Annotated in this window: 20 protein-coding genes and 1 riboswitch; of the genes, 13 read left to right on the top strand and 7 right to left on the bottom strand. The window is 74.1% G+C overall.

The genetic code is table 11. The features are described 5' to 3' along the window. Nucleotides 1-251: 251 nt before the first annotated feature. Entirely contained in the window at nucleotides 252-1,631 is a 1,380-nt protein-coding gene (locus tag IH25_RS0115890; protein ID WP_051753950.1) for a helix-turn-helix transcriptional regulator, read from the top strand. A gap of 3 nt (nucleotides 1,632-1,634) precedes the next feature. Here IH25_RS0115890 and IH25_RS0115885 read toward each other — a convergent pair whose 3' ends face one another. Further along, a complete protein-coding gene (locus tag IH25_RS0115885; RefSeq protein ID WP_030609593.1) occupies nucleotides 1,635-2,435 on the bottom strand; it encodes a hypothetical protein in 801 nt (266 codons plus the stop codon). A 328-nt stretch (nucleotides 2,436-2,763) separates the two neighbouring features. On the opposite strand from IH25_RS0115885, the gene thrS reads away from it, so the two are divergent. From thrS to IH25_RS0115865, 4 genes are all read left to right on the top strand, one after another. Continuing rightward, complete coding sequence (gene thrS, locus IH25_RS0115880) at nucleotides 2,764-4,032, top strand: threonine--tRNA ligase (protein ID WP_030609590.1); 1,269 nt, start codon at nucleotides 2,764-2,766, stop codon at nucleotides 4,030-4,032. Nucleotides 4,033-4,063: 31 nt separating this feature from the next. Further along, entirely contained in the window at nucleotides 4,064-5,029 is a 966-nt protein-coding gene (locus tag IH25_RS0115875) for a nucleoside hydrolase (RefSeq protein ID WP_030609586.1), read from the top strand. Nucleotides 5,030-5,408: 379 nt separating this feature from the next. Then, a complete protein-coding gene (locus IH25_RS0115870) occupies nucleotides 5,409-6,260 on the top strand; it encodes an isocitrate lyase/PEP mutase family protein (RefSeq protein WP_030609582.1) in 852 nt (283 codons plus the stop codon). Nucleotides 6,261-6,424: 164 nt separating this feature from the next. Further along, entirely contained in the window at nucleotides 6,425-7,504 is a 1,080-nt protein-coding gene (locus tag IH25_RS0115865; protein WP_051753949.1) for a bile acid:sodium symporter family protein, read from the top strand. Here the strand turns inward: IH25_RS0115865 and nicT are convergent. Next, nucleotides 7,401-8,483: a Nickel transporter NicT gene (gene nicT, locus IH25_RS0115860; RefSeq protein WP_030609576.1), complete on the bottom strand. Its 1,083-nt coding sequence runs from the start codon at nucleotides 8,481-8,483 to the stop codon at nucleotides 7,401-7,403. The genes IH25_RS0115865 and nicT overlap by 104 nt on opposite strands. Nucleotides 8,484-8,512: 29 nt before the next feature. Further along, nucleotides 8,513-8,696, bottom strand: a riboswitch (cobalamin riboswitch). A gap of 78 nt (nucleotides 8,697-8,774) precedes the next feature. On the opposite strand from nicT, the gene IH25_RS0115855 reads away from it, so the two are divergent. Both IH25_RS0115855 and IH25_RS0115850 read left to right on the top strand, forming a co-directional pair. Further along, nucleotides 8,775-9,125 carry an ArsR/SmtB family transcription factor gene (locus tag IH25_RS0115855; protein WP_030609572.1) on the top strand — a complete coding sequence of 117 codons (351 nt, stop codon included), beginning with the start codon at nucleotides 8,775-8,777 and terminating at the stop codon, nucleotides 9,123-9,125. Between the two features lie 78 nt (nucleotides 9,126-9,203). Beyond that, nucleotides 9,204-10,862 (top strand): glycoside hydrolase family 13 protein, encoded by a 1,659-nt coding sequence (locus tag IH25_RS0115850; RefSeq protein ID WP_030609569.1) that lies wholly within the window; start codon nucleotides 9,204-9,206, stop codon nucleotides 10,860-10,862. A gap of 24 nt (nucleotides 10,863-10,886) precedes the next feature. Here IH25_RS0115850 and IH25_RS0115845 read toward each other — a convergent pair whose 3' ends face one another. The 3 genes from IH25_RS0115845 to IH25_RS0115835 all read right to left on the bottom strand — a co-directional run bounded on the left by IH25_RS0115845 (nucleotide 10,887) and on the right by IH25_RS0115835 (nucleotide 14,453). Continuing rightward, nucleotides 10,887-11,618: a DUF4142 domain-containing protein gene (locus tag IH25_RS0115845; protein WP_391636046.1), complete on the bottom strand. Its 732-nt coding sequence runs from the start codon at nucleotides 11,616-11,618 to the stop codon at nucleotides 10,887-10,889. Nucleotides 11,619-11,856: 238 nt separating this feature from the next. Next, nucleotides 11,857-13,188 carry a hypothetical protein gene (locus IH25_RS0115840; RefSeq protein ID WP_030609564.1) on the bottom strand — a complete coding sequence of 444 codons (1,332 nt, stop codon included), beginning with the start codon at nucleotides 13,186-13,188 and terminating at the stop codon, nucleotides 11,857-11,859. A gap of 101 nt (nucleotides 13,189-13,289) precedes the next feature. After that, nucleotides 13,290-14,453, bottom strand: coding sequence for a PP2C family protein-serine/threonine phosphatase (locus IH25_RS0115835; protein ID WP_209445321.1), 1,164 nt, complete (start codon nucleotides 14,451-14,453; stop codon nucleotides 13,290-13,292). Between the two features lie 164 nt (nucleotides 14,454-14,617). Between IH25_RS0115835 and IH25_RS0115830 the strand changes: the two genes are divergently transcribed. Both IH25_RS0115830 and IH25_RS0115825 read left to right on the top strand, forming a co-directional pair. Continuing rightward, on the top strand, nucleotides 14,618-15,100 hold the full coding sequence (locus tag IH25_RS0115830; RefSeq protein ID WP_030609557.1) for a hypothetical protein: 483 nt from the start codon (nucleotides 14,618-14,620) through the stop codon (nucleotides 15,098-15,100). 310 nt (nucleotides 15,101-15,410) lie between these two features. Further along, nucleotides 15,411-16,337, top strand: coding sequence for a hypothetical protein (locus IH25_RS0115825; RefSeq protein ID WP_030609555.1), 927 nt, complete (start codon nucleotides 15,411-15,413; stop codon nucleotides 16,335-16,337). Between the two features lie 165 nt (nucleotides 16,338-16,502). Here the strand turns inward: IH25_RS0115825 and IH25_RS0115820 are convergent, their stop codons facing one another. Beyond that, on the bottom strand, nucleotides 16,503-17,849 hold the full coding sequence (locus IH25_RS0115820; protein WP_030609551.1) for an aminotransferase-like domain-containing protein: 1,347 nt from the start codon (nucleotides 17,847-17,849) through the stop codon (nucleotides 16,503-16,505). Nucleotides 17,850-17,938: 89 nt separating this feature from the next. On the opposite strand from IH25_RS0115820, the gene IH25_RS0115815 reads away from it, so the two are divergent. From IH25_RS0115815 to metG, 4 genes are all read left to right on the top strand, one after another. Further along, complete coding sequence (locus IH25_RS0115815; RefSeq protein WP_030609548.1) at nucleotides 17,939-18,727, top strand: alpha/beta fold hydrolase; 789 nt, start codon at nucleotides 17,939-17,941, stop codon at nucleotides 18,725-18,727. A 100-nt stretch (nucleotides 18,728-18,827) separates the two neighbouring features. Beyond that, nucleotides 18,828-20,771 carry an FUSC family protein gene (locus IH25_RS0115810; protein ID WP_030609545.1) on the top strand — a complete coding sequence of 648 codons (1,944 nt, stop codon included), beginning with the start codon at nucleotides 18,828-18,830 and terminating at the stop codon, nucleotides 20,769-20,771. Between the two features lie 555 nt (nucleotides 20,772-21,326). Beyond that, nucleotides 21,327-23,219: a VWA domain-containing protein gene (locus IH25_RS0115805; RefSeq protein WP_457852766.1), complete on the top strand. Its 1,893-nt coding sequence runs from the start codon at nucleotides 21,327-21,329 to the stop codon at nucleotides 23,217-23,219. A 133-nt stretch (nucleotides 23,220-23,352) separates the two neighbouring features. Then, nucleotides 23,353-25,068 (top strand): methionine--tRNA ligase, encoded by a 1,716-nt coding sequence (gene metG / locus IH25_RS0115800; RefSeq protein WP_030609540.1) that lies wholly within the window; start codon nucleotides 23,353-23,355, stop codon nucleotides 25,066-25,068. A gap of 72 nt (nucleotides 25,069-25,140) precedes the next feature. Here metG and IH25_RS0115795 read toward each other — a convergent pair whose 3' ends face one another. Further along, the gene (locus IH25_RS0115795) at nucleotides 25,141-26,484 is read right to left on the bottom strand and encodes a pectate lyase family protein (protein ID WP_030609538.1); all 1,344 of its coding nucleotides are present in this window, start codon (nucleotides 26,482-26,484) and stop codon (nucleotides 25,141-25,143) included. Between the last annotated feature and the right edge of the window lie 33 nt (nucleotides 26,485-26,517).

Below are 26,517 nucleotides of genomic sequence, written 5' to 3'. Positions count from 1 at the left end.
GCCGACGTTGGCCGCCAGCAGCAGCCCGGACGCGGCGATCACGGCCGCGACGACGCCCCGGGCGGCGGAGGCCCGGCCGGACGGGCGGGGGCAGGGGCGGACGGGGGGTGCGTAAGGTGCGGATGTACGTCCGGACACGGCGACCTCGCAACACAACAGCGGAGTGTTAAGCATGCTTAATCCGCCGTTTAACCTAGGTGCTGTCGCCGCCCAACGGCAAGGGCGGCCGGGGGAGTTGGGGGCACGCGAGGATGCGGGAGCGGGACGAACCCGAGGTCGTCGGGCGGCGGGTGCAGCGGCTGCGCGCCCAGCGGGGGCTGACCCAGCGGCAGCTGGCGGAACCGGCGTACACCCCCGCCTACATCTCCACCCTGGAGGCGGGCCGGGTCCGGGCCTCGGACGAGGCGCTGAGGCATATCGCGGACCGGCTCGGGGTCACCTTCGAGGAGCTGGCCGTCGGCCGCCCCGCCCACCTCGCCACCGGCCTGAGGCTGCGGCTCACCGAGGCGCAGCGGCTCCTCGCCGACGGCCGGGCCGAGGAGGCCGCCGTCCAGTACGGTCTGGTGCGCGCCGAGGCGGAGGCCCACGGGCTCGGCTGCGAACAGGCCGCCGCGCTGCTCGGCCTCGGCGAATGCGCCCTGGAGACCGGTGCGTTGAGCGAGGCGCGGGAGTTCTTCGAGCGGGCCGAGGAGCAACTGGACGGCCAGACGCTGCCGATGCGGGTGCCCGCGGTGCGCGGCCGGGCCGTCGCCCACTACCTCGCCGGTGAACTCCGGTACGCCGTCTATCTGCTGGAGTCCACGCTCGACGAACTGAACCGCGGCGGGCTGCACGACCCGGACGCGCTGCTGCTGCTCTACGCCAGCGTCATCGGCCCGTACATGGACATGGGCGCCCACGCCCGCGCCGCCCAGGCCGCCGAGTTCGCCCTCGCGCTCGCCCCGCGGGCCGGCGATCCCGCGCTGATCGCCCGGATGCACCGCTCGGTCGCCCGCACCCTGCTCGCCGAGGGCCGGATCGCCGAGGCCGACGCCTCCCTGGCCAAGGCGGCCGAGCTGTACGCCCAGCTGCGGCTGCGCACCGAGCTGGCCAACTGCCACTGGATGCGCGGCTACGTCTACGCGCAGAACGGCGAACTGGATCGCGCGGAGGAGGAGTTGCGGCAGGCGCACACCATGCTCGCGCGGACCCGGGCCGCCCTGTACCGCAGCCAGGCCGCCGTCGAGCTCGCCGACGTGCTGCACCGCCGGGGCCGCTCCGAGGAGGCCGCCGAGCTGCTTCAGGGCGTCCTCGGGGACTTCTCCTCCGAGCGCGGCGCCGTGCACGCCGCCGCCGCGCACCGCCTGCTCGGCATCATCGCCGAGGACGCCCGGGACACCGAGGCCGCCGAGGAGCACTACGTCCGCGCCCTCAGCCTCCTGGAACGCGCGGGCGCCGCCGGCGACCTCGCCGACCTGTGCCGGCTGCTGGGCGACCTGCTGCGCCGCACCGGCCGGACCGAGGCCGCCCTGGACGCCTACCGCACCGGCCTGGGCCACCGCACCGCCCCCGGCACCACCACCCTGGGCCCGGCCCCGGCCCAGCCCCCGCTGTGGCCCGTACCCCCCTCCCCGGTTCCTCCCCCGCTGTGACCCTCACACCTCCGCCCGGCCCTGCCGGCGGATGTCCGCCAGCCTCAGGGCGCCGATCTGGACGGCGGCCTGGGTCGCCTCGTTCGGTACGTCGCCCAGGCCGCCGTTGGTGAGCGCGAAGGCGTCCTCGCCGACCCGGACGGCGGCCACGTCCATCGTGAGCAGGAACCGCTGCCCGTCCGGATCGGTGGCGGCGCAGGTGACGCGCAGTCCCTGGCGCGCGTCCCCGACCTCGGGCAGCGGGGCGTCGCGCACCTGCACGTCCTCCAGCAGCCCCAGCTCCGTGGTGGCCGTGAACCGGGCGCAGCGCACCGGCATCTCCCGCAGCCAGGCCAGCGTGGCGTCGACGTCCGCCGGGCGGCGGGCGCCGATCTGGAACCGGAGCTGGGCCTCGGTGTCGGCGTCGTCCAGGCCGACGGCCACGCGCGCCGGGGCGCCGAGGAGTTCGTCGCTGTAGAGGGCGTCCAGCAGCCGCTGGCACTCCCCGGCCGTGGTGCGGCTCTTGAGCAGCCCGTCCCGCCAGGTGGCCGCGCCGCGCGTGGCGGTCCAGGGGGCGCCGAGGTCGGTCTGGGTGATCAGCGCGGCCTGCGCCTGCTCGTCGCTGAGCGTGGAGCCGTCGGCCCGCCGGGGCGCCTTGGACACCGGTGCCGGCCGGTCGAGCGTGGGCAGCGGGTGCGGGGCGCTCGCCGGGTGGTTCAGCCCGAGGGCCGCGCAGCCGCCGCCGAGCAGCAGACCGGTGGCGAGCAGGGGGAGCGCGACGGCACGGGGGAGGCGGGGGACGCGCGGGGATATCGCGGGGGACATCGGTGCCTCCTGGACTGCGTGGCGGCCGGGGTGCCTGGTCTCACGGCACCACCGGGCCGGGCGGCCCACCAGCGCTCGGAGCCGTACGGGTGAGGGCTACGGCCGGGTGGCGCGGGGCGCCGGCGGAAATTCCGTGGAACGGCCCGTACGGCCGCTGTTACCGTCCCGTCCATGCAGCGCGCCCCGCAGTGCCCGTCGAGCACGACGACGCCGGAGACCGTCCCGGCGCGCTGACACCTGACCAGCATCGAAGCCCCGGGGCGCACGCCCCGGGGCTTCGCCGTGTCCCGGGCCGTCCGCCCCCGTCCACCCCGACGGAGGGACACCCATGGACCGCCACCCCGGCCACCCCGACCAGCCCGATCACCCTGACCGCCCCGACCACCGCCGCCTCGGCCGCGAGCTCGGCCTCTTCGGCACCGACCCGCTGATGGGCGCCGGACTGCCGTACTGGCTGCCCGACGGCGCGGCCGTCCGGCACGCCCTGGAGGAGTACGTCCGGGAGGCCGAACGCCGGGCCGGCTACCGGCACGTGTACTCGCCCGTGCTCGGCAAGCGGGAGCTGTACGAGATCTCCGGGCACTGGGACCACTACCGCGACGACATGTACCCGCCGATGCGGCTCGGCGGCGAGGAGGTCGTCCTGCGGCCCAGCCTCTGCCCGCACCACGCGCTGATCTACCGCTCCCGCGCCCGCAGCCACCGGGAACTGCCGCTGCGCATCGCCGAGCTGGGCGCCATGCACCGCGCCGAGCTGTCCGGCGTGCTCGGCGGCCTGACCCGGGTGCGCGCCATCCACCTCAACGACGCCCATGTCTTCTGCACCCCGGAGCAGGCGGTGGCCGAGGCCCGCGCCGCCCTGGAACTGATCGGCCGCGCCTACGCCGACCTCGGCATCAAGGCCGTACGCCACCGGCTGTCCCTGCCCGGCGCGGGCGGCAAGTACGTCGCCGACCCCGCGCTGTGGCGGCGGGCCACCGCGATGCTGCGGCAGGTCCTGGCCGAGGCCGGGGTGGCGTACGAGGAGGCGGCGGGCGAGGCCGCGTTCTACGGCCCGAAGATCGACGTGCAGATCGCCGACCCGGCGGGCCGCGAGTCCACCTTGTCCACCGTGCAGATCGACCTCCACCAGCCCGCCCGCTTCGGCCTGCGCTACACCGGTCCCGACGGCGCCGCGCACCGGCCGGTGATGGTGCACCGCAGCGTCGTCGGCAGTGTGGAGCGGGCCGTCGCCCATCTCGTCGAGACCCACCGCGGCGCGTTCCCGGCCTGGCTGGCGCCGCTCCAGCTGGTCGTGCTGCCGGTGGCCGACGACCAGCTGGAGCAGGCGGCCGAGCTGGTCCGGGAGGCCGTCGCGCTCGGCCTGCGCGCCGAGCTCGCCGGGCCCGCCGAGGGCACCCTCGGGGCCAGGATCCGGGCCGCGCGGCTGGTGCCGTACCAGGCGGTGGTCGGCGCCCGGGAGGCCGGCGCCGGGCTGGCCGCCGTACGCCTGCGGGACGGGCGGCGGCCGGGCCCGCTGCCGGTGCCGGAGCTGCTGCGCCGGATCACCGCGCGGGTGGCGGCCCGCTCCAGCGCCCTGTGGGACGAGGCGCCCTGATCTAAGGTCGGCTGGACGGAAGGAGACCGCCGTGACCGGTCAGCCCGTGCCCGTGATCATCGACTGCGACACCGGTGTCGACGACGCCCTCGCCCTGCTGTTCGCCGTGCGCCACCCGGGGCTCGACCTCAGGGCCGTGACCTGCGTGGCCGGGAACACCGACGTGGACGGGGTGGTCCGCAACACCCTGACCGTGCTGGAGCGGGCGGGCGCCCCCGCCGTCCCGGTGGCGCGGGGTGCCGGGCGCCCGCTGATCGAGCCGGCCCGCCACGCGCCGGTGCACGGCGCCGACGGCATGGGCGACCTGGGGCTGCCGGCACCCGCCCGGGGCCCGGCGGACGTGGACGCCGTCACCCTGCTGCGCCGGGAGATCCTCGCCTGCCCGCGCCCGGTGACGCTGATCCCGACCGCCCCGCTGACCAACATCGCGCTGCTGCTGCGCACCCACCCGGAGGTCACCCGGAACATCGAGCGGATCGTGTTCATGGGCGGGGCGGTGACCACCGGGAACGCCACCCCGGTCGCGGAGTTCAACGTCTGGCACGACCCGGAGGCGGCGGCGGTGCTGCTGACGGCCGGGGTGCCGATCACCATGTACGGCCTGGACGTCTTCCGGCGGGTCGTCGTGCCCGGCGCCGAGGTGCGCCGGCTGCGCGCGAGCGACGAGCCCGGCACCCGTCTGGCCGGGGAACTCCTCGCGTGCCGGCCGGCCAGGCAGGGCGGCGAGCCGGGCGCGGAGGACGCCGGTGGTCTCGGGGACGCGGGCGCGGTGTGCGCGGTGGCCGATCCGGCGGGCCTCACCACCCGGCTGCTGCCGGTCGAGGTCTGCCTGGCGCCCGGCCCGGCCCGCGGCCAGACCGTCGTGGATCTCAGACCCGGCCCCGGCGAGGCCGAGTTCCACGACGACGGCTCCGAACGGGCCCTGGTGAACGTGGCGTTGGACGTGGACGTGGACCGGTACGTGCGGCTGTACCTGGAGACGGTGGAACGGCCCTAGCGTCCGTCGCCCCGGAAGGTGCCAAGGCCCTTGACAAAAAGGGTGTCCGGCTCGTCGGCGAGACCCGATCCGGCCATCGTGCGGACCCTCGGTCCGGTCGGGAATCACTCGGTCACATGGGTGAGCATGCGTTCACGTGCCTGAACCGGCGTTCCGGAACGCCACGTTTCGGACCGCCATCGCAAAGAGATGGTTGTGACTCGGCAAAGTGTTTCCTAATCTGCGGGCCACCGGGCTGGACAGCTGTCGACCGGGCGCCTCTCACAAGGAAGGGCACCCGGCCGGTCTGGTGCGGAACATGCCACGCGGCCAACAGCTTTGGCGGGCAGACGGTCGCAGCGGCACACAGCCCACGCAACCAGTAACCACGGAGGATACCGTGAGCCACCCCAACCGGCTACGCGATGCCGTCCACGCGGACGGCACGACCCCTCTGATCGGCGTCTTCGACATGTTCTCCGCGTCCGTCGCGGCGCAGCACTACGACGGGATGTTCGTCTCCGGCTTCGGCTTCGCCGCGTCCCACTACGGCCTGCCCGACATCGGCTTCATCGCCTGGCCCGACATCATCGCCTTCGTCCAGCGCCTGCGCATGGCGTTCCCGGCGCAGCACCTGCTGGTGGACATCGACGACGGCTACGTGGACCCGGAGACCGCGTGCCACGTCGTACAGAACCTGGAGGCCGTCGGCGCCTCCGGCGTCATCCTGGAGGACCAGAAGCGGCCCCGGCGCTGCGGTCACGTCGACGGCAAGCAGGTGCTCCCGCTGGAGGAGTACCTGGAGAAGCTGGAACTGGTCCTCCAGTCCCGCCGGGACCTGGTGGTGGTGGCCCGTACCGACGCCACCGAGGAGGACGAGATCCTGCGCCGCGCCAAGGCGCTCGCCGCGACCGACGCCGACGTGGTGCTGGTCGACGGGGTGCGCAGCGTCGACTGGATCCACAAGGTGCGCAAGGTCATCGGGGACAAGCCGCTGCTGTTCAACCAGATAGCCGGGGGCAAGTCGCCGCGGCTGTCGCTGAGCGAGCTGTCCGCGCTGGGCGTCGACGTCGCCATCTACAGCACGCCCTGCCTGTTCGCCGCCCAGACCGCCATCGACCGCGCCCTGACCGAGCTGAAGGAGGCCGACGGCCGCCTGCCGCAGACCGGCCCGGACAGCGTGGGGGTCGCCGAGTGCCTGGCACTGCTGGAGAAGAACATCAGCCGCCACCACGTCCACGCCCCCGCGTGACCTGAACCACCCCAGGGGCCCGCGCGCACCCGGCACGCGGGCCCCTCCACGCGGGCCCCTCGGCGGGCGAGGGGCGGGGTCCGGGCTCCGGCCCCCGCACCGGACCCGCACTCGCACTCGCACCGACCCCCGTCCCATGCCACCCGCTTCCAAGGCAGGAGCGCATGTCTCAGACGCTCATCGGACCGGTCCGCGGTCTGGCGCGCCGTGTCGACTGGTACATCGTCGCACTGTTCGGCGCGATCGGGATCGCCGCGCTCGTCCCGGCCGAGGACACCGCGGCCGAGGCCGTCTCCTGGCTGACCAAGCTGGCGATCGGCCTGCTGTTCTTCCTCTACGGCGCCCGGCTCTCCCCGCAGGCCGCGCTGGACGGCGTACGGCACTGGCGGCTGCATCTGCCGGTGCTCGCCCTGACGTTCGCCGTCTTCCCGCTGCTCGGCCTGGCCGCACGGCTGCTGCCGGACGGGCTGCTCGGCGCCGAGCTGACCGCCGGCGTGCTGTTCCTCGCGGTGCTGCCGTCCACGGTGCAGTCCTCCATCGCCCTCACCTCCCTGGCCCGCGGCAACGTGGCCGCGGCCCTGTGCTCGGCGTCCTTCTCCACGGTGCTGGGCGTGGTGCTCACCCCGGTCCTGGCGGTCGCGCTGATCGGCGGCGGCGAGGGCGACGGCATCCCGATCGGCATGGGGCAACTCGGCGACATCGCACTTCAGTTGCTGCTGCCGTTCCTCGCTGGGCAGGCGGTGCGGCGGTGGATCTCCGGCTGGCTCGGCCGGCACCGCAAGGTGATCGGGCTCTGTGACCGGGGCTCCATCCTGCTCGTCGTCTACGCCGCGTTCAGCCGGGGCATGACCACCGGCATCTGGCAGCGGGTCTCCCCCGGCCGGCTGGTCCTGCTCGGGGTACTGGTGGCGGTGCTGCTCGGCGCCGCCCTGCTGCTCGCCGACCGCTCCGCGCGGGCGCTCGGGCTGCCCCGCGAGGACCGGGTGACGGCGGTCTTCTGCGGGGCGACCAAGAGCCTGGCCAGCGGGCTGCCGATGGCTTCCGTGCTGTTTCCCGCGGACGAGGTCGCCATGACCGTCCTGCCGCTGATGCTCTACCACACCCTCCAGCTGGTGGTCTGCGCCGCGCTCGCCCGCCGGCTCAGTCGGACGGCGCCGCCCGCACCGACCAGCGCTCCTCCACCCGTGCCAGCCGCCAGTACGCCAGCGCCGCCGCCCACACCGCCACGAACAGGCCGACGATGAGATAGCCGACGTTGTCCAGGTCCAGGCCGGCCACCCAGTCCGTCACCGGGTCACCGAGATCGAACTTCTCGTGCAGCACGCCGACCAGTTCGATGGTGCCGATGAAGAAGGCCACGGCGATGGACAGACCGGTGATGGCGAGGTTGTAGAAGACCTTGCGGACGGGGTTGGCGAACGCCCACTGGTAGGCGAAGTTCATGAACGTGCCGTCGAGGGTGTCGAACAGGCTCATCCCGGCGGCGAACAGCAGCGGCAGGCACAGGATCGCGTACCAGGGCAGGCCGGCCGCCGCGCCCGAGCCGGCCATCACCATCAGGGTGACCTCGGTGGCCGTGTCGAAGCCGAGGCCGAACAGGAAGCCCAGCGGGTACATCTGCCCCGGCCGGGACACCGACTTCGTCAGCCGCCCCAGCAGCCGGTTCATGAACCCCCGCGAGTCGAGGTGCCGTTCGAGCTCCGTCTCGTCGTACCCGCCCGCGCGCATCGCCCGGAAGACCTTCAGGATGCCCACCAGGGCGACCAGGTTCAGGGCGGCGATGAGGTAGAGGAAGGACCCGGAGATCGTCGTACCGAGCACCCCCAGGACCTGGTGGGTGGTGGAGCCCTCGTTCATCACCTTCCCGGCCAGCGAGGTGCCGCCCGCGATCAGCAGGGCCAGCAGCACGACCACGCTGGAGTGCCCGAGCGCGAACCAGAACCCCACCGACACCGGCCGCTTGCCGTCGGCCATCAGCTTGCGGGTGGTGTTGTCGATCGCCGCGATGTGGTCGGCGTCGAAGGCGTGGCGCATGCCGAGGGTGTAGGCGGTGATCCCCAGCCCCACGCCGAACACCTGGGAACCGACCTGGTAGTGCCTCGGTGCGACCAGCAGATAAAGGATTCCGAAGGCGACGACGTGCAGGGCGAGGATCACCACCAGCAGCCCCGCCGTCTTGACGGTGTCCTCGCGTCGCCAGCGGAAAGTAGCGGCATCAGCCATCGGGTTCACGCTCCAGCACCTCGTGGATCACTTCGTGAGCTGCCGTGGCCGGTCTCCTGGCTTACGGGTCACACGTCCGCCGTTCCTGCCTTCCCGGCCTTTCGGCCAGTGGCCCGGCGGTTGCCGGACGGAACGGGAACTCCCCGATCACAGTGGCGAGGGCCGCTCCGGTCTCACACCGGCTTCCCGAACACCACGGCCCGCCCACCGTAGAGGGGCACGCGGTTTCCTGCATAGCTGCACACCTGAGCAGGTATGCAAGATCACATCGGGGCCTGCCAGGATGGGACCATGCATCTCGTTCCTGCCGACCGTGCCGATCGTCGGACCATCGACGGTCACCGGGTGTGCGAGGCGATCGCCGCCATCGGCGACGCGGGGCGTCTGCGCGCCTGGGCCGACCGCTTCTCGCTGCTGGCCGACGCCAACCGGCTCGCGCTGCTGCTCGCCCTGCACCGGACCGGGCCGCTGGCCGTCTCGGACCTGGCGATCGCCACGGGCATGAACGACCCGGCCGTCTCCCAGGCCCTGCGGCTGCTGCGCGCGGCGGGGGTCGTGGCGGGGGAGAAAGAGGGGCGCGTGGTGCGCTATCGGGTGGTGGACGAGGACGTAAGGGGCCTGTTGGAGCACTGCGCCGCCTGAGCGCCCCGGAAAAGGTTCCCTTTCGGGCAATGTGGACAGATACAGATTCCGTACTCTCGTCCGTCCCAGGGAGCCCGTATGGCAGACCGCCCGCCGGACCTCTCGTCCAAGAACCCCGACTGGTGGCGTCAGGCCGTCATCTACCAGGTCTATCCCCGAAGTTTCGCCGACGCCGACGGCGACGGCCTCGGTGACCTGAGGGGCCTGACCCAGCGGCTGTCCCACCTCGCCGCGCTCGGCGTCGACGCCCTGTGGCTGAGCCCCTTCTACCCCTCCGAACTCGCCGACGGCGGCTACGACGTCATCGACCCGCGCGGGGTCGACGAACGCCTGGGCACCCTGGACGACTTCGCCGCCCTGGTGGCCGAGGCGCACCGGCTGGGCCTGAAGGTCGTCGTGGACATCGTCCCCAACCACACCTCCCACCTGCACCGCTGGTTCCAGGAGGCGCTGCGCGCCGGGCCCGGATCGGCCGCCCGCGAGCGGTACGTCTTCCGGCCGGGGCGCGGCACGCGCGGCGAACTGCCGCCCACCGACTGGCAGTCCGTGTTCGGCGGCAGCGCCTGGCACCGGGTGGCCGACGGCGAGTGGTACCTGCACCTGTTCGCCCCCGAGCAGCCCGACCTGAACTGGGACGACGAGGAGGTCCGCGCCGACTTCCGCGCCACCCTGCGGTTCTGGTCCGACCGGGGTGTGGACGGCTTCCGCGTGGACGTCGCCCACGGCCTGGCCAAGGACCTCACCGAGCCGCTGCGGGACCTCGGCGCCCTCGGCGCGAGGGGCGAGGAGGCGCTGCGGCACCTGCCGCCGGGCAGCCACCCGTACTGGGACCGGGACGAGGTGCACGAGATCTACCGCGACTGGCGCAAGATCTTCGACACCTACCGCCCGCCCCGCATGGCCGTCGCCGAGGCCTGGGTCCCGGGCGACCGCCGGGCCCGGTACGCCCGCCCCGACGAGCTCGGCCAGGCCTTCAACTTCGAGTACCTCCAGGCCGGCTGGGACGCGGCGGAGCTGCGCGCGATCATCTCCGGCGAGCTCGCCACGGCCCGCTCGGCCGGTGCCTCCGCGACCTGGGTGCTGTCCAACCACGACGTCGTACGGCACGCCTCCCGGCTCATGCTGCCGCCCGGCACCGACCCGGAGGCCTGGCTGCTCACCCACGGCACGGCACCCGCCGTCGACCCGGCGGCCGGGCTGCGCCGGGCCCGGGCGGCGACCCTGCTGATGCTGGCGCTGCCCGGCTCGGCGTATCTGTACCAGGGCGAGGAACTCGGCCTGCCCGAGGTCGCCGACCTGCCCACTCAGGTGCTCCAGGACCCGATCTGGGAGCAGACCGGCCACACCCGCAAGGGCCGCGACGGCTGCCGGGTGCCCCTGCCGTGGACGACGACCGGGCCGTCGTACGGCTTCGGGCCCGGGGCCGGCTGGCTGCCGCAGCCCGCGTCCTTCGCCGCCTACGCGGTGGAGGCGCAGAGCGGCACCGAGGGCTCCACGCTGGAGCTGTACCGCACGGCCCTGCGGCTGCGCCGCAAGCTGCTGGACGGCGAGACGCTGACCTGGACCCCGGACGCGCCGGACGGCGTACTGGACTTCACTCGCACCGAGGCCTGGCGCAGCGTCACCAACCTGGGCACCGAACCGGTGCCGCTGCCCGCCGGCGAGGTCCTGCTGAGCAGCACCCCGCTGCCCGGCGACGGGGTGCTGCCTCCGGACACCACCGTGTGGCTGGCCTAGGCACTCCGGCGCTCCCGGGGGCGGCTAGCCGGCCGGCGGGGCCGGGCTCGGCCCCGCCCCGGCGGTGCCGCCGCCCGCGATGCCGTCGATGTCCACCGGGGTGGAGGTGGCCGACGGCGGCGGGGTGAGAACCACCTGCGGCCGGCCGGCGGCCGGGGGCGGCGGGGTCAGGTCGGAGTCGGGCAGCTTGGGCGGGGTGGTCTGCTGGAACAGGGTCTGGTCGAAGTCCACCAGGCCCGTCCGCTCCATCACGGAGATGTGGTCCAGCACGGTGTCGTTGGCCTGGTCGGCCAAGGCCCGCACCAGCGAGTTCTTCGTGGTGGAGCGGATCTTCGCCACCGTGTTGAAGATGGAGCCGTGCGTCATCCGCAGGATGTTGGCGAAGTCGGTGTCGAACTGCCTGCCGCTCTCCCCGTTCAGCTGCCGCACGAAGCCCTGCTGCTGGGGGCTCGCCTCGTCGGGCAGCGTGATGTTCAGCATCGGGGCGATCTTCCGGCAGGTGGTGTCGAGCGCCGCGTGCCCGTCGACCAGGTGCCGGCTCGCCGTGATCACTCCCTTGGAGCCGCCCTTGCGCAGCCCGATCTGCCCGACCGGGTACTCCCACAGCCCGGCCGCCCGCACCTTCACCACGAAGTCCCGGTCCTGCTCGGTCAGCGGCCCCCACTGGGTGCTCGCGATGACACGGTCCTGCGCACCGGAGACCTTGCTCAGGCCGAGCATGCCCGGGTAGGCGAGCGCGGCGAGGGTCAGGGCCATCGCACCGCCCACGAACACCGTTCCCGTCGCGTTCCGCGAAAAGCGCACCGTGCCTCCTGCCGGGGATCTTCCGTCGTCGGTCCGGACGCGCGGCGGTACGCGGGCCCGGACACCCAAGCGGTACGGACACGGGGCCGGTTCGTATCAGCGCACGCGGGTAAAGAATCGGCCGGGTGCCTCGGCCGTGGCCCTCGTCAAGGCGCGGGCCCGTATCCGGCCCGGCCGACGGCCGCCCTCGCTACGGCGCGGCCTGGAGCCGGCCCAGCTGCCGCTGGACGTTCTCCAGCGCGCCGCGCCGGCGCCCGGGCACCGTGAGACGCAACCGCGCGAGCGCGAGGCCCAGTTCGCGGGCCCGCGCGGGGTCCTCGACGCGGCCCCACTGGTGGTGGGCGCGGTCCACGGCCGCCTCCACGGCGGGCGCGTCCGCCGGCTGCCCGGCGGCCAGCCGTGCCTCGGCCACCGCGAGCCAGGCCCGGCAGCTGCGTACCGGGTCCCCGGCGAACATCGCCAGATCGGCCCGCACCTCCCGCCAGTGCAACGCCTGCTCGGACCCGGCGCCGTGGGCCCGCACGGCGGCCTCCTCGTACCGCGCGGCCAGCCCGTCCGCCTCCTGGTGCAGGCCACCGCGAACGGCGGCGCTGATGGCGGCATGCGGATCCGGATCGGGGTTGGGATCGGGATCGGCGGGCTGCCGGCCGGGCGACTCGCCGGGCCGGTCCGCGAGGGGATCACCGGAGCGGTCCGCGAAGGAATCCCCGGACCGGTCGGCGGCCGGGCCCCACGGCGCCGGCGGCTCCGGCGCCGACAGCCCCGGCACGGGAAACCCTGGTGCCGGAAGCCCCGTCGCCGCCGCCCCCGGTACCCCACCGGCCGGCCCCGCGCCGAGCGGTACGGCGGGCCCGGCCGGGGCCGCCGGCGCTGTCCCTCCCGCCGGCGCCGTCCAGCCTCCCGCGTGTGCCAGCAGCAGGTTTCCCCGGGTCTCCTCCGGGATCCGGCCCAGGGCCTGCTCGTGCAGGGCCCCCAGCGGGGGGCGGTGGCCGCTGCGCAGCAGGGTGGCGACCGTCTTCATGTACGCCGGCTCGGCCAGGCCCCGCCGGGCGGGCGGGGCGACACGGCCGTAGACGGCGGTGTACGGGCCGCAGTCGAGGCCGTGCTCGGTGATGTGCTTCCAGGCCTCGGCATCGGCGTGCAGATCGACCACCAGCGCGGTGTCCGCGGCCGAGCGCAGCCGCAGTTCCTCGCGGATCCAGTGCCAGGGCAACGCGGTGTAGCGGACGGTGGCCGCCGTGGTGCGGGCCAGGGCCAGATGGGGCCGGTGCTGGCGCCGGTCCAGGTGCAGTTGCCCGGTCAGGTACACGGTGAGCGGTCCGGGCGCCGCCGCCGCGGCCCGCAGCCGGGTCAGGACGGCCTGCGGTTCCAGCGGGTCGGCGAGCTCCACGACGTTCGCGGTGTCGGCGCCGGACAGCACGGCGGGGGCGACGGCCGCCAGCACCGGCAGGACACCGGCCGCGTCCACCAGGCGCCCCCGGCCCACCGGCGAGGCCGCGAGCAGCAGCACGGTTCCGGGCATCGTGCCTCCCCCTGTCACCCCGTGGGCCCCGTCGGTCCCGAGGGCTCCGTAGATCCGCTCTCCAGCCAGCACCGTAACCGCTGGCGCCGCGCACCGGGGCCTCAGTACCGCAAACATCCCTGTTCGAGGTCTTTCCCCGGCGGGCCCCCGCCGCCGGGCAGCCGGCGCACCGCGAAGATCGTGGTGTCGTCCGCCAGCCGGCCTCCGCTGTGCCGCAGCACGCCGTCGCGGACCCGGCGCACCAGCCGGTGCGGGGCGGCCCGGCGCGGATCGGCGCGGACCGCGCGGGCGACCTCGCGGGTCAGGTCGTAGAACTCGCCGGGCCCGTCGCGGGCCTCGGTCACCCCGTCGGTGACCAGCAGCAGCGTCTCGTCCATCGCCAGCGGCACCCGGCGCACCGGCGGCAGCAGACCGCCCGCGAGGTCGGCGCAGCCCAGCGGCACGCCCTCGCCGCTGGGCAGCTCGCGGACCCCTCGCGGGCCGACGACCAGCGGCGGTTCGTGGCCGAAGTTCACCAGTTCCAGGGTCTGCGGCGTGTCAGCGGGGAAGGCGATCAGGACGGCCGTGGCGAACCGGTCGCCGTCGGCCCCGCCGAGCGCGACGGTGTGGGCGCGGTGCCGCAGCATCCGGATCTCCAGCCGTTCGGCGACGGTCGCGAGATCCTTCTCGTGGTACCCGGCCTCGCGGAACGTGCCGAGCAGCGCGGCGGCGGCCTCCACCGCGCCGAGGCCCTTGCCCTGCACATCGCCGACGAGGACGCGGGTGCCGTGCGGGCTGGGCTGGATGTCGTAGAAGTCGCCGCCGACCCGGGCCTCGGTGTCGGCGGCCAGGTACACCCCCGCCTGTTCCAGCCCGGCCCAGTCGGGCGGCAGCGGGCGCAGCACGGTGCGCCGGGTGGTGTCGGCGATGTCCCGGATGTGCAGCACCTGCCGTTCCCGGCGCACGCGCACGGCGGCGGCGAGGGTGGCCAGGGCGCCGCCGACGGCGACCAGGATGAAGTCGCCGAGCCCGGCCTGGTACTGCTCGGGCCAGGCGCTGTCCACGAAGACGTACGCGGCCACCGCCAGCAGTCCGTACCCGGCCGTCGTCCACGCCCCGCAGATCGCCGAGGAGATGCCCGGGACCAGCACGATCCAGGAGATCATCCGCAGTCTCTCGCCGGTGGAGAAGTCCGCCACGACGACGCCGGCGAGGAGCAGCAGCGGGGGCAGCCAGGCGACGCTCCGACCGCCCACCCGCAGCAGCGGTCGCCGCCCGTACTCCATCCACGTCACGGCCGGCAGCCCTCCATGCCCTCAGCGAAGCACGGGGGAGCACCGCACGCATCCGGGCACCCGGCGATCCTCCCGGCCGAGTTGCCGGGCCCTGCGCCCCGGTGTGCCCTGGTAGCGGAGGCAGATCGGGGGCGAGGAGAGAGAGGAGTGCTCTCATGGCTCAAGCGGCACCCGCACCCGGCGGCATGTCCCGGCCCGGCCGCACGCCCGAGGTGGAGGGCCGGGCGACCGATGTGCGCGCCCGCCCGCCCGACGTCTTCGACGCCCGCACCCACCGACTGGCCCGGATCGGCGTGCCGGTCGTGCTGGGCCTGGTCTACGGCTACTGGGTGGCGGCCAACAACCGTTCCGGCAGCCCGATCACCGGCTGGAACCTGCTGCTCGGCTTCGTCAGCGCGCTGGTGTTCGCGGTGCTGTGCATGGCGCTGCTGGCGCTGGCGCCCCGGATGCTCCGGGAGGTGCACGCGCTGCTGTGGACGGCGTTCGTCGGCTGCGCGTTCGGCTTCCTGTACGCCCAGTCCGGCAGGCCGGTGCTCCGGGCGATCATGATTTCCCTGCTGGTCGCGGCGGCCACCTTCGCCGCGTTCTTCTACCGCTACTACACGCGGGAGGACGCCTTCGGGCGCCGGATCCGCTGAGCGGCGCGCGTACACCGAGTGGCGCCCGTCCGCTGGGCGCCGTACACCGGCGCGCGCGGGCGTGGTTCCGGGCCCGGTCCGGCTCCACGACCCATGAGAAGCCGGCCGCGCCGGAACCACCCAGCACCAGCAAACACCCGTACGGGTGAACGCTCCACCGGAGAGCGGGACGCAGCGGAACCTCTCCGTCCCGTCCCGCGGGTCCGGCGTTCCGCCAGGTGGGTACACGATTGCGCCGAGCGGGTGCCCCCGCCGCCCGAACGCAGGGCTCCCGCTCGCGCCCGGCCCCCCGGGGCCCTTGGCTGGACCTGTGCCCTCACGACGCCTCAGGAGCGCCCTGTCGGCCGTACTGATCAGCCTGTCCTGCCTCCTCGTCCCGTTCGGCGCGCTGGCGGGCTGGGCGGCGTACGGGCTGGCCGACACGGGCCGGTACGTCACCGCCATGGCGCCGCTCGCCGCCGACCCGGCCGTGCGGGAGGCCGTCGCGGACACCATCGGCGACGGCCTCCTGCGCGCGGTGGACCAGCGCCTCGACGGCCGCCCGGCACCCGGCCCGGTACGCCCCTTCGTCCGCGACGCGGTGCGCTCCTTCACCCAGACCCGGGCGTTCCGGCTGGCCTGGGACACCGGCAACCGGGTCACCCACGACGCCGTGCTGCGCGCCCTGCGGGCCCGGGACGAGGGCACCGTCACCGTCGACCTGGCACCCGTCACCGCCCAGGTCAAACGTCAGCTCGCCCGCGACCACGTACCGCTCGCCGCGCGCATCCCGGTGGAGCACACCGCGGTCGCCGTGCTCCCGGCGCACCGGCTGGCCGCGTTCCGGAAGGGGTTCCACGTGCTCGAAGTCGCCGGTACCTGGCTGCCGGCCGCCTCCGTGGCGTTCGCCGTCGGCGGGATCGCGCTCGCCGTCCGCCGCCGCCGGGCGGTGGCCGCCACCGCCCTGGGCACGGCCCTGGGCGGCGCGCTGCTGGTCCTCGCCCTGCGCGTCGGCCGCGCCCTGACCCTGGCCGACCTGCCCGCCGGTGTGTCGCACGGCGCCGCGGGCGCGGTCTACGACGCGCTGACCGGCTCCCTGCGCACGGCCGCCTGGCTGCTGCTCGGCCTCGGCGTCGCCGTCGCCCTCACCGTCTGGCTCACCCGCCGGCTACGCCTCCCCCGCCCCGCCCGACACCGCCAGCCGTCCCCGGCACCCGCCCCGGCCTCCGCCCCCGCACCGACCCGGGCCCGAGCCTGACCGGCACCGGCGCCGAAGGCCGTCTCGCCCCGTACCCGGGCCCGCCCCGGCCCCCATCCGGCACCGACAGCGAAGGCCCTCCCCGACCGGCCAGGCCCCCGGCCCGGCGCGACACCCACGAACGCCCGCGACCACCCCCGCACACCCGCGAGAACACCCACCGCCTCACCCCCCGGCCCCGGCCGCCCCCTCCCGCGCGAGGCCGGCCAGTGTCACCAGGGCCCGTGCCAACTCCCGTTCCGGCGCCGACCCGAGGCCGATCCTGACCGCGTCCGGGGCCCGGCCGGTGCCGACGGCGAAGGCCGTACCCGGGGTGACGGCGATCCCGTGGTCCAGCGCGGCGGCCGTGAAGGTGTCCGCCCGCCACGGCGCCGGCAGCTCCCACCAGGCGAAGTAGGCGGCCGGGTCGGAGCGTACGGCGAACCCGGCCAGCTTCTCGGCGAGCAGCCGCTGACGGCGCCGCGCGTCCTGCCGCTTGGCGACCACCAGCCGGTCCACGGTGCCGTCGCCGAGCCAGCGCACCACCGCCTCCAGCGCGAAGCCGCCCGCGCTCCACCCGCCGGACCGCACGGCCCGCGCCACCGCCCCGGCCCGGTCGTGGGGCGCGACGACGAAACCGGCGGTGAGGCCGGGCGCGATCCGCTTGGACAGGCTGTCCACCAGGTGCACCAAGCCGGGCGCGAGCGCGGCGAGCGGGGGTGTGCCGCCCGGCTGGAGGAAGGCCCAGATCCGGTCCTCCACGACCGGTATCCCCAGCCTGTGGACACAGTCGGCGAGCTGCCGCAGCCGCCCGGCGCCCGTGGTCAGCGAGGTCGGGTTGTGCAGGGCGGTCTGGAGGTAGAGGGCGGACAGCGGCGCGGCCCGGTGGGCGTCGGCCACCGACTCGGGCACCGGCCCCTCGGCGTCCGTGGCGAGCGGCACGAGGACCAGGCCCAGGCGCGCCGCGATCTCCTTGACCAGCGGATACGTCAGCGGCTCCACCCCGACCCGGCCGCCGGGCCGCACCAGCGAGGCGAGGGCCGCGGCGATCGCCTGGCGGGCGTTGCCGGTGAACACGATCCGCTCCGGCCCGGCCCGCAGCCCGCCCTGGGCCAGCAGCGCGGCGACCGCCTCCCGGGCCGCCGGGGTGCCCGCGGCGGCGGCCGGCCGCAGCGCCTGGCCGAGGGCGTCCGGCCGCAGCAGGGTGGCGAGGGCCGGGGCCAGCAGCTCGGCCTGGCCGGGCGCGGTCGGGTAGTTCAGCTCCAGGTTCACCAGCGGGGCGCCGGCCGCCTCGGTGAGGGCGAGGCCCGGCTGCCCGTCCGGCGCGGTGGCCCGGACGAACGTGCCGCGCCCGACCTCGCCCACGACCAGCCCCCGGCGCACGAGTTCGGCGTACACCCGGCCCGCCGTGGAGGGCGCGATGCCCCGCCGCCGGGCGAACGCCCGCTGCGGTGGCAGCCGTTGGCCGGGGCGGAGCCGCCCGCCGGTGATGTCGGCCGCGATCCGGTCGGCGATGCGCCGGTAGTCGTCCACAAGTCCCCCTCTTTCTCCGGCGCGTTGGATTGCACCGAGGGCAAAGATCTTATTGCGCCGAGCGAAGGGCCGCGCCTAGGGTCGTACGCATGCCCCCCTTCCTCGCATACGCCGACAAAGGCCCCGAAAACTCCGACCGGGTTCCCCTCGTCCTCGTCCACGGCCACCCCTTCGACCACACGATGTGGGACCCGCAGCTGGCGGAGTTCTCCGCCGGCCGCCGGGTGATCGCCCCCGACCTGCGCGGCTACGGCGCCTCCCCCGTGACCCCCGGCACGGTCCCCCTCTCCCGGCACGCCGAGGACATCGCCGAGCTGCTGGACCATCTGGCCGTGGACTCCTTCGTCCTGGCCGGCCTGTCCATGGGCGGCCAGATCGTCATGGAGTGCCACGACCGCTTCGGCGACCGGATCCGCGGCCTGGTCCTCGCCGACACCTTCCCCACCGCCGAGACCCCCGAGGGGAAGCGGGGCCGCAACGCCATGGCGGACCGGCTGCTGGCCGAGGGCATGCGGGGCTACGCCGACGAGGTGCTGGAGAAGATGGTCGCCCCCTACGCCGATGCCGGGGTCAAGGCGCATGTGCACCACATGATGACGGCCACCCCGCCCAAGGGTGCCGCGGCGGCCCTGCGCGGCCGGGCCGAACGCCCCGACTACCGCGCCCTGTTGACGCGGGTCACCGTGCCCGCCCTGGTCCTGGTCGGCGCCGACGACACCTACACGCCGGTCGCCGACGCCGAGGAGATGCACGCGGCCCTGCCCGACTCCGCCCTGCACGTCATCGAGGGCGCCGCCCATCTGCCCAACCTGGAGCGCCCCGAGGAGTTCAACCGCCACCTCGCCGCGTTCCTGACCCGGCTGGACGAGGACGCGTAGCCCGCCGCCTCCACGGGCCCCCACCAGAGGTCCCCCGGGCCCCCGGGCCCCCGCCCGACGGGAAACGCCCCAAAATTCACCACTCCCCCATAATGGGCCCATGCCCCGAGAGTTCCCCATCGGCCTGACCCCTCCCGACTGGCTGGTGCGGAACCTCAGACCCCAGCAGGCGCCGGTCAACTGGGCCGCCGTGGCCCGCGCCGCCGTCGCCATGGCCGTCCCGCTGGCGGCCGGCCTCGCCGCGGACCGCCCGGCGTACGGCGCCCTCGCCTCCATGGGCGCCCTGTCCGGGGTCATCGGCGACACCGCCGACGCCTACCGGATGCGCATCCTCAACATCGCCGTCCCCCAGCTCTTCGGCGCGGTCGGGGTGACGCTGGGCACCCTGGCGTACGGGCACGGCTGGTACGCGGTCGCCGCGGTCACCGGCGTCGCGCTGGTCTCCGGCATGATCTCCACGATCGGCGCGGTGGCGTCGGTCTCCGGTCTGCTGCTGCTCCTGAACTGCGTGGTGGGCGCGGGCCTGCCGATGCCCTCGCCCTGGTGGCTGGCCCCGGCCCTGATGACCGGCGGCGGCCTGCTGGTCCTGCTCCTCGCCCTGCTGGCCTGGCCGCTGCGCGCGGGGATCCCCGAGCGGACCGCGGTCGCCGCCACCTACCGCGCGGTCGCCGACCTGCTCGCCACCGCCGGCACGGACCGCGCCGAGGCGTACGAGGAGGCCCGCCGCGCGGTCACCCAGTCCCTGAACGAGTCCTACGACCTCATCCTCGCCCGGCGCGCCCGCCACCACGGCCGCAGCCCGGACCTGACCCGGCTGCTGGCCCAGCTGAACGCGATCACCCCGGTGATCGAGGCGGCCCCCGCCGCCCATCTGGCGGCCCGCCCACTGCCCCCGCAGATCCCCGAGGCGGTCCGCGCCCTGGCCCGCGACGTGGCGGCGGGCACGGCTCCCGAGCCCGCCCCGGAACTCCCCGTGCCCGCCACGGAGACGGCCCGGGCGGTGGACCACGCCCTGCGCCACACCGCCGAGGTCGTCGCCGCGCCCGACGTGGACCCCCGGGGCATCGACGACCGCCTGGGCAGCCCGGCCACGCTCGGCGTCCGCACGGCCCGGGCCGCGCGCAACGTCATGCTGTCCGCCAGCTCCTGGCGCTACGGCGTCCGGCTGGCGCTGTGCATCGGCCTCGCCCAGGCGCTGGTCTCGCTGGTCCCGGTCCCCCGCTCCTACTGGGTAGCGCTCACCGTCACCTTCGTCCTCAAGCCGGACTTCGGCTCGGTGTTCTCCCGCGCCCTCATGCGCGCCGTGGGCACGGTGGCCGGCCTGGTGGTGGCGGCGGTGGTCCTCGCCGAGGTCCCCCTGGGCTGGTGGGACGTGCCGGTCCTGTTCCTCCTCGCGCCGCTGATCCCCGCCCTGACCCCGCGGGGCTACGGCCACCAGACCGCGGCCATCACCCCGGTGATCCTCCTGCTGTCCGACGTCCTCAACCGCCAGGGCACCGCCCTGCTGCTGCCCCGGCTGAACGACTCGCTGCTGGGCTGCGCGATCGCCCTGACGGCCGGCTACCTGTGCTGGCCGGAGAGCTGGCACACCCGGGTCGGCGACCGGCTGGCCGACGCGGTGGCCGACACGGCGGTCTACGTCGAGCGGGCGTTCGGTCCCGGCACCGACCCGGCCGCGCGGGCCCGGATGCGCCGCCGCCTCTACCGCGACCTGTCCGTCATCCGCACGGAGTTCCAGCGGGCCCTGACCGAACCGCCGCCGACCGGCCGGCGGGCCGCCGCGTGGTGGCCGCTGGTGGTGGCGGTGGAGCGCATCGTCGACGCCACGACGGCGGCCCGGGTCCGCGTCAAGCACGGCGCGGCGCCCCCGTCACCGGCGGAGATCGCGCAGGTGACCCTGCAACTGCGGGAGCTGGCCGAAGGCGTACGGCGGGCGCGGACCCTGACCGCCGTACGCACCGATCTCACCGGGCCCGCGGACAGTGTGCTGGAGCCGTTGCGCCAGGAGGTGGCGGCGGCCCGCTCGATCACGTCGCCGCGTTGACCGGTCCGGCCGCAGGGGGCCGCTAACCTTACGTGTCCGTCCTGGCCAGCGATCGACGGGCTACAACTCACGCGAAGGGTTGCGCACATGGGCATTCTCACTCTCCTGCGGAACGCGTTCGGCCGCTCACGCAAGCCACGAGCCACCGAGCCGGAGGGTGCCCCCGAGACCCCCGAGCAGCCCCCCTTCCCCGAACCCCGCCACTCCCCCACCGAGGAACACGACCTGGTGGCAGCCGCCTTCGACAACGTCAAGGTCCCCCACCAGACTCCTCCGGAGACGACGGCGGAGGCGACGGCGGAACCGGAGACGGCTAAGCCGAAGCCGACGGCCGAGCCGGGAACGTCGGAACCGAAGGCGGCGGCGGAGCCGGAGGCGGCGCAGTCGAAGACGACGGCAGAGCCGGGAACGGCGGAGCCGAAGGCGGAAGCCGACGCAGAGCCGACGGAGCCGGAGGTGACGGCGGAACCGGAAACAGCGCAGTCGAAGGCGGCGGCGGAGCCGGGAACGGCAGAGCCGAAGGCGGAAGCCGACGCAGAGCCGACGGAGCCGGAGGTGACGGCGGAGCCGGAGGTGACGGCGGAACCGGAAACGGCGGAACCGAAGGCGGTGGCCGAGCCAGAAACGGCAGAGCCGAAGGCGGAAGCCGACGCAGAGCCGACGGAGCCGGAGGTGACGGCGGAGCCGGAGACGGCTAAGCCGAAGCCGACGGCCGAGCCGGGAACGTCGGAACCGAAGGCGGCGGCGGAGCCGGAGGCGGCGCAGTCGAAGACGGCGGCCGAGCCGGGAACGGCAGAGCCGAAGGCGGAAGCCGACACCGCCCCGAAGGCGGAACCGGCAGCCGACGCAGAGGCGGAGGCGACGGCGGAACCGAAGGCGGCGGAGCCGAGGCTGACGGCCGAGCCGGAAACGGCAGAGCCAAAGGCGGCAGCGGAACCGGAAACGGCAGAGCCGGAGGCGACGGCCAAGCCGGAAACGGCGGAACCGAAGGCGGAAGCCGAGCCGGAAACGGCGCAGTCGAAGACGGCGGCCGAGCCAGAAACAGCGGAGCCGAAGGCGGAAGCCGACACCGCACCGAAGGCGGAGCCGGAGGCGACGGCCGAGCCGGGGGTCGACGAGCCGAGGGCGACTGCCGAGACGGCCCCGCATCCGGAAGAGGCACCGGAGAAGGCGCCGGAGGCAACGGCCCCGACCGAACCGGCGCCGGAATCCGTGACGGAGACCGGCCGCGAGCCGGAAGCAGCAGCGGAGACGGCAGCCGCAGCCGAACCGGAGCCGAGGGCGACAGCCGAGTCAGAGTCCGTGCCGGAAGCAACGGCCGAACCCGAGCCGGAGCCGAAGGCGACCGCCGAGCCGGAGCCGAAGGCGACCGCCGAGACGGAACCCGTGGCGGCAGCAGCAGCCGGGTCCGAGCCCGAACCGGAGCCGGAAGCCGACCCCACGCCGAAGCCGGAGGCGGCGGCCCCCGCGGACCCGGAGCCCGAACCGCCGGCGGAGACGGACCCGCAGGCCGCCGACGGCGGGGACGCCCCGCAGGGGCCACCCGCACCCGACGACGAAACCCGCACGGGTGGTGCGGGTGGGAACACGACCGCCGAAGGCGAAGCCGAGGCGCCGGCGCACACCACCCCGCAGGCCGCCGACGGCGGGGACGCCCCGCAGGGGCCACCCGCACCCGACGACGAAACCCGCACGGGCGGTGCGGGTGGGAACACGACCACGACCGCCGAAGGCGAAACCCACACCCCACCCAAGCCCAAACCCGCCACCCCCCTCGCCAAGGTCAAGTCCCGCACCCCCGCCCTCACCACCGCCTACAAGGCCGCCACCACCACCCTCCGCAAAACGAACCTCACCGGCACCCGAGCGAAGCTCTACCTCGTGCTGGACCGCTCCGCGAGCATGCGCCCGTACTACAAGGACGGTTCCGCCCAGTCCCTCGCCGACCAGACCCTCGCCCTCGCCGCCCACCTCGACCCCGCCCCCGACCCCTCGGTCCACGTCGTCTTCTTCTCCACGGAGGTCGACGGCACCACCGACCTCACCCTCACTCCCGATCACGACACGAAGATCGACGACACGCACGCCGGCCTCGGCCGCATGGGCCGCACCAGCTACCACGCCGCCGTGGCCGCCGTACTCGACCACTACGACAGGCACGTCGACAAGGACGTCGACAAGGACCCGGTCCCCGCCCTCGTCGTCTTCCAGACCGACGGCGCCCCCGACGCCAAGACCCCCGCCACCCAGGCCCTCACCGAGGCCGCGGAGACCCACCCGGGCGTCTTCTTCTCCTTCGTCGCCTTCGGTGACCACGACAACAAGGCCTTCGACTACCTCCGCAGGCTGAAGACCCCCAACGCGTCCTTCTTCCACGCGGGCCCCACCCCCCGCGAGCTGACGGACACCGAGCTGTACGAGGGCGTCCTCACCGACTGGCGCCCGTAACGCTTCGTAACGCTGGGTAGCGCCCTGGCCGCCCCTTCCCGGTCCGCGAAACGGGAAGCGGGCGGCCCACCCGTGTCGGCTACGATTTGAAGGTTCGAAACCGCAGAAAAGCAGCGACCTGGGAGCAGCCACGATGGCTCGACACCTCATCACCAGCGCCCTTCCGTACATCAACGGGATCAAGCACCTGGGCAACATGGTGGGGTCCATGCTCCCGGCGGACGTCTACTCCCGCTATCTGCGCCAGCGCGGCCACGACGTCCTCTACATCTGCGCGACCGACGAGCACGGCACCCCCGCCGAGCTGGCCGCCAAGGAGCAGGGCCTGCCCGTGGCGGACTTCTGCGCCCGCGCGCACGACGCGCAGAAGGCGGTCTACGACGGCTTCGCGCTCGCCTTCGACTACTTCGGCCGCAGCTCCAGCCCGGAGAACGTCGAGATCACCCAGCACTTCGCCCGCAAGCTGAACGAGAACGGCTTCATCGAGGAGCGGGCGATCCGCCAGGTCTACAGCCCGGCCGACGGCCGCTTCCTGCCGGACCGCTACGTCGAGGGCACCTGCCCGCACTGCGGCTACGACAAGGCCCGCGGCGACCAGTGCGAGAACTGCACCCGCGTGCTGGACCCGACCGACCTGATCGACCCGCGCTCGGCGATCTCCGGCTCCACCGAGCTGGAGGTCCGCGAGACCAAGCACCTCTTCCTGCTCCAGTCCAAGCTCCAGCACGAGGTCGAGGCGTGGGTCGCCCGGCACGAGGACGACTGGCCGCAGCTCGCCTCCTCCATCGCCCGCAAGTGGCTGAACGAGGGCCTGCACGACCGCGCGATCACCCGCGACCTGGACTGGGGCGTCCCGGTCCCGGCGGACACCTGGCCGGAGCTGGCGGCCGAGGGCAAGGTCTTCTACGTCTGGTTCGACGCCCCGATCGAGTACATCGGCGCGACGAAGGAGTGGGCGGACCAGGACCCGGAGAACCGGGACTGGAAGGCGTGGTGGTACGAGGCCGACGACACCGTCCGCTACACCGAGTTCATGGCCAAGGACAACGTCCCCTTCCACACGGTGATGTTCCCGGCCACCGAGCTGGGCGTGCGCGAGCCGTGGAAGAAGGTCGACTACGTCAAGGCGTTCAACTGGCTGACGTACTACGGCGGCAAGTTCTCCACCTCGCAGAAGCGCGGCGTCTTCACCGACCAGGCCCTGGACATCCTGCCCGCCGACTACTGGCGCTACTTCCTGATCGCCAACGCCCCGGAGTCGGACGACTCGTCGTTCACCTGGGAGCACTTCACCGCCACGGTGAACAAGGACCTGGCCGACACCCTCGGCAACTTCGTCAACCGCGTGCTGTCCTTCAGCAAGAAGCGGTTCGGCGAGGAGGTCCCGGCCGGCGGCGAGCCCGGCGAGGCGGAGGCGCGGCTCGGCGAGGAGATCGCCCGGCTGCTCGCCGAGTACGAGGAGCAGATGGAGGCCCTCCAGTTCCGCAAGGCCGCCGCCGCGCTGCGCGCCCTGTGGTCGGCCGGCAACTCCTACCTGGAGGAGAAGGCCCCCTGGCTGGAGATCAAGACCGACAAGGAGGGCGCGGCCCTCACCCTGCGTACGGCGATGAACCTGATCCACCTGTACGCGGTGGTCTCCGAGCCGCTGATCCCGGCCACCTCGGCGGCGATGCGCGGCGCCTTCGCCCTGCCGGACGACACCGCCACCTGGGTCGGCGCCGAGGAGGCCAGGGCGCTGGCCGCCGTCCCGGCCGGCACCCCGTTCACGGTGCCGCCGGTGCTGTTCGCCAAGCTGACGGACGACGACCTGGCCGCGTACAAGGAGCGCTTCGGCGGCGAGGAGGGCTGATCCCCCCGCTCCCGTCCGCGTGAGGAGGGCGCCGGGCCGTCGCGGCCCGGCGCCCTTTCGCGTACGGCGGGGTTACTTCAGCACGCCCGCGCCGGTGGTGTCCGCCAGCTCCGCCGGCAGGTTCTTCGCCGAGGTCTGGAGGCCCGCGGTGAGCGCCGGGGTCCAGTTCACGGCCGTCTTGATCTTCTTGGAGCTCGCGGCGTTGTACGCGGCGACCAGGTCGGTGACGGTGCCGTTGACCAGGTTGCCGCTGCCCGCGACCGAGCCGGTGCCGTCACCGCTGAGCAGCTTGGCGACCTTGCCGCCGCTCGGCACCGTCCAGTAGTTGGCCTGCGCGACGACCTGGGCCTTGGCGCGCGAGTTGATGCTGTACTGGGGCGCGTAGCCGTTGACGGTCGTCGTGTCGTACAGGTTGTTGTAGAGGTGGATCTGGCCGAGGCGGGCCAGCGGGGCCCGCTGCACGATGCCCTTCCACACGTTGTGGTGAATCGTCACGCGCAGCTTGCCGGTGCTGTCCTTGTCGCTGGAGCCGATCAGCATCGTCTTGTCGTGGTCGGTGAACCGGTTGCGCTCGACGGTCACCAGGTCGGAGCCCTTGGTGATGTCCAGGGCCCCGTCGTGGATCTGGTACTCGCGGCCGAAGTACTTCGGGTTGGCCTTGTCGAAGTGGGGCGCGTCGGTGAACGTGTTGTGGTCCGCCCAGACGTGGGTCGCGCCGCGCAGGCTGACCGAGTCGTAGTTCGAGTTCCAGTTGCCGTCGTCGCCGTCGGTCGGGTCCCACTGCGGGAAGCAGTCCTCGGTGGCGGAGAAGGCCAGATTGCGGACGATGACGTTGTCGACGTTCTGGATCTGGAGCATGCCGCCGGTGATCCCGGCGCCGGTGCCGGGCACGCCCACGATCGTGGTGTTGGCCGGCACCTTGAAGACGACGTTCTTCGCCTGCTTGTCCTGGGCGGCGGCGCGGGCCTTCTCCTGGGTGCCCGAGGGCAGCTTGGAGCGGCCGTAGACGGCCGGGTCGTAGGCCTTGAGGTAGGCGGACAGCGAGTAGCCGGTGTCGGCCGCGTAGTCGGCGCAGGTCAGCTTCCTGCCGCTGTCGTCGGTGTTCGCGTCGATCGTGCCCTTGACCTTGATGATGCGGGGCGTGGTGTCCGAGGCCGAGCCGAGCGCCTTCACGAGCTGGGCGCGGGTGGAGACGGTGAAGGTGTGCGCGGAGTCGGCCTTCGCTCCGCCGGTGGTCCCCGTGCCGGAGGCGGCCCAGCCGTCCTTGGCGGGGAGGGTCTGGTGGTACAGGTCGACGCCGTCGGCGTTCGCGTTGAGCACGAACACCCCGGCTCCGACGCCCGCGGCCACGACGGCGGCGGACACGGCGAGGACGCGCCGCTTGCGGAGGGACCGGCGGTGGGAGGGAGCTGCCACGGAAGGAGTCCTTAAGGTCTGTCGTACATGCCT

The sequence above is a fragment of the Streptomyces achromogenes subsp. achromogenes genome, from assembly GCF_000720835.1.
GTDB lineage: Bacteria > Actinomycetota > Actinomycetes > Streptomycetales > Streptomycetaceae > Streptomyces > Streptomyces achromogenes.
This window is presented reverse-complemented; position numbering and strand designations above follow the sequence as displayed.

Excerpts from the sequence above, each read along its gene's own strand:
- IH25_RS0115890 (WP_051753950.1), top strand. The coding sequence starts at position 252 with ATGCGGGAGCGGGACGAACCCGAGGTCGTCGGGCGGCGGGTGCAGCGG.
- IH25_RS0115885 (WP_030609593.1), bottom strand. The coding sequence starts at position 2,435 with ATGTCCCCCGCGATATCCCCGCGCGTCCCCCGCCTCCCCCGTGCCGTC.
- thrS (WP_030609590.1), top strand. The coding sequence starts at position 2,764 with ATGGACCGCCACCCCGGCCACCCCGACCAGCCCGATCACCCTGACCGC.
- IH25_RS0115865 (WP_051753949.1), top strand. The coding sequence starts at position 6,425 with ATGTCTCAGACGCTCATCGGACCGGTCCGCGGTCTGGCGCGCCGTGTC.
- nicT (WP_030609576.1), bottom strand. The coding sequence starts at position 8,483 with ATGGCTGATGCCGCTACTTTCCGCTGGCGACGCGAGGACACCGTCAAG.
- IH25_RS0115855 (WP_030609572.1), top strand. The coding sequence starts at position 8,775 with ATGCATCTCGTTCCTGCCGACCGTGCCGATCGTCGGACCATCGACGGT.
- IH25_RS0115850 (WP_030609569.1), top strand. The coding sequence starts at position 9,204 with ATGGCAGACCGCCCGCCGGACCTCTCGTCCAAGAACCCCGACTGGTGG.
- IH25_RS0115845 (WP_391636046.1), bottom strand. The coding sequence starts at position 11,618 with ATGGCCCTGACCCTCGCCGCGCTCGCCTACCCGGGCATGCTCGGCCTG.
- IH25_RS0115840 (WP_030609564.1), bottom strand. The coding sequence starts at position 13,188 with ATGCCCGGAACCGTGCTGCTGCTCGCGGCCTCGCCGGTGGGCCGGGGG.
- IH25_RS0115835 (WP_209445321.1), bottom strand. The coding sequence starts at position 14,453 with ATGGAGTACGGGCGGCGACCGCTGCTGCGGGTGGGCGGTCGGAGCGTC.
- IH25_RS0115830 (WP_030609557.1), top strand. The coding sequence starts at position 14,618 with ATGGCTCAAGCGGCACCCGCACCCGGCGGCATGTCCCGGCCCGGCCGC.
- IH25_RS0115815 (WP_030609548.1), top strand. The coding sequence starts at position 17,939 with ATGCCCCCCTTCCTCGCATACGCCGACAAAGGCCCCGAAAACTCCGAC.
- IH25_RS0115810 (WP_030609545.1), top strand. The coding sequence starts at position 18,828 with ATGCCCCGAGAGTTCCCCATCGGCCTGACCCCTCCCGACTGGCTGGTG.
- metG (WP_030609540.1), top strand. The coding sequence starts at position 23,353 with ATGGCTCGACACCTCATCACCAGCGCCCTTCCGTACATCAACGGGATC.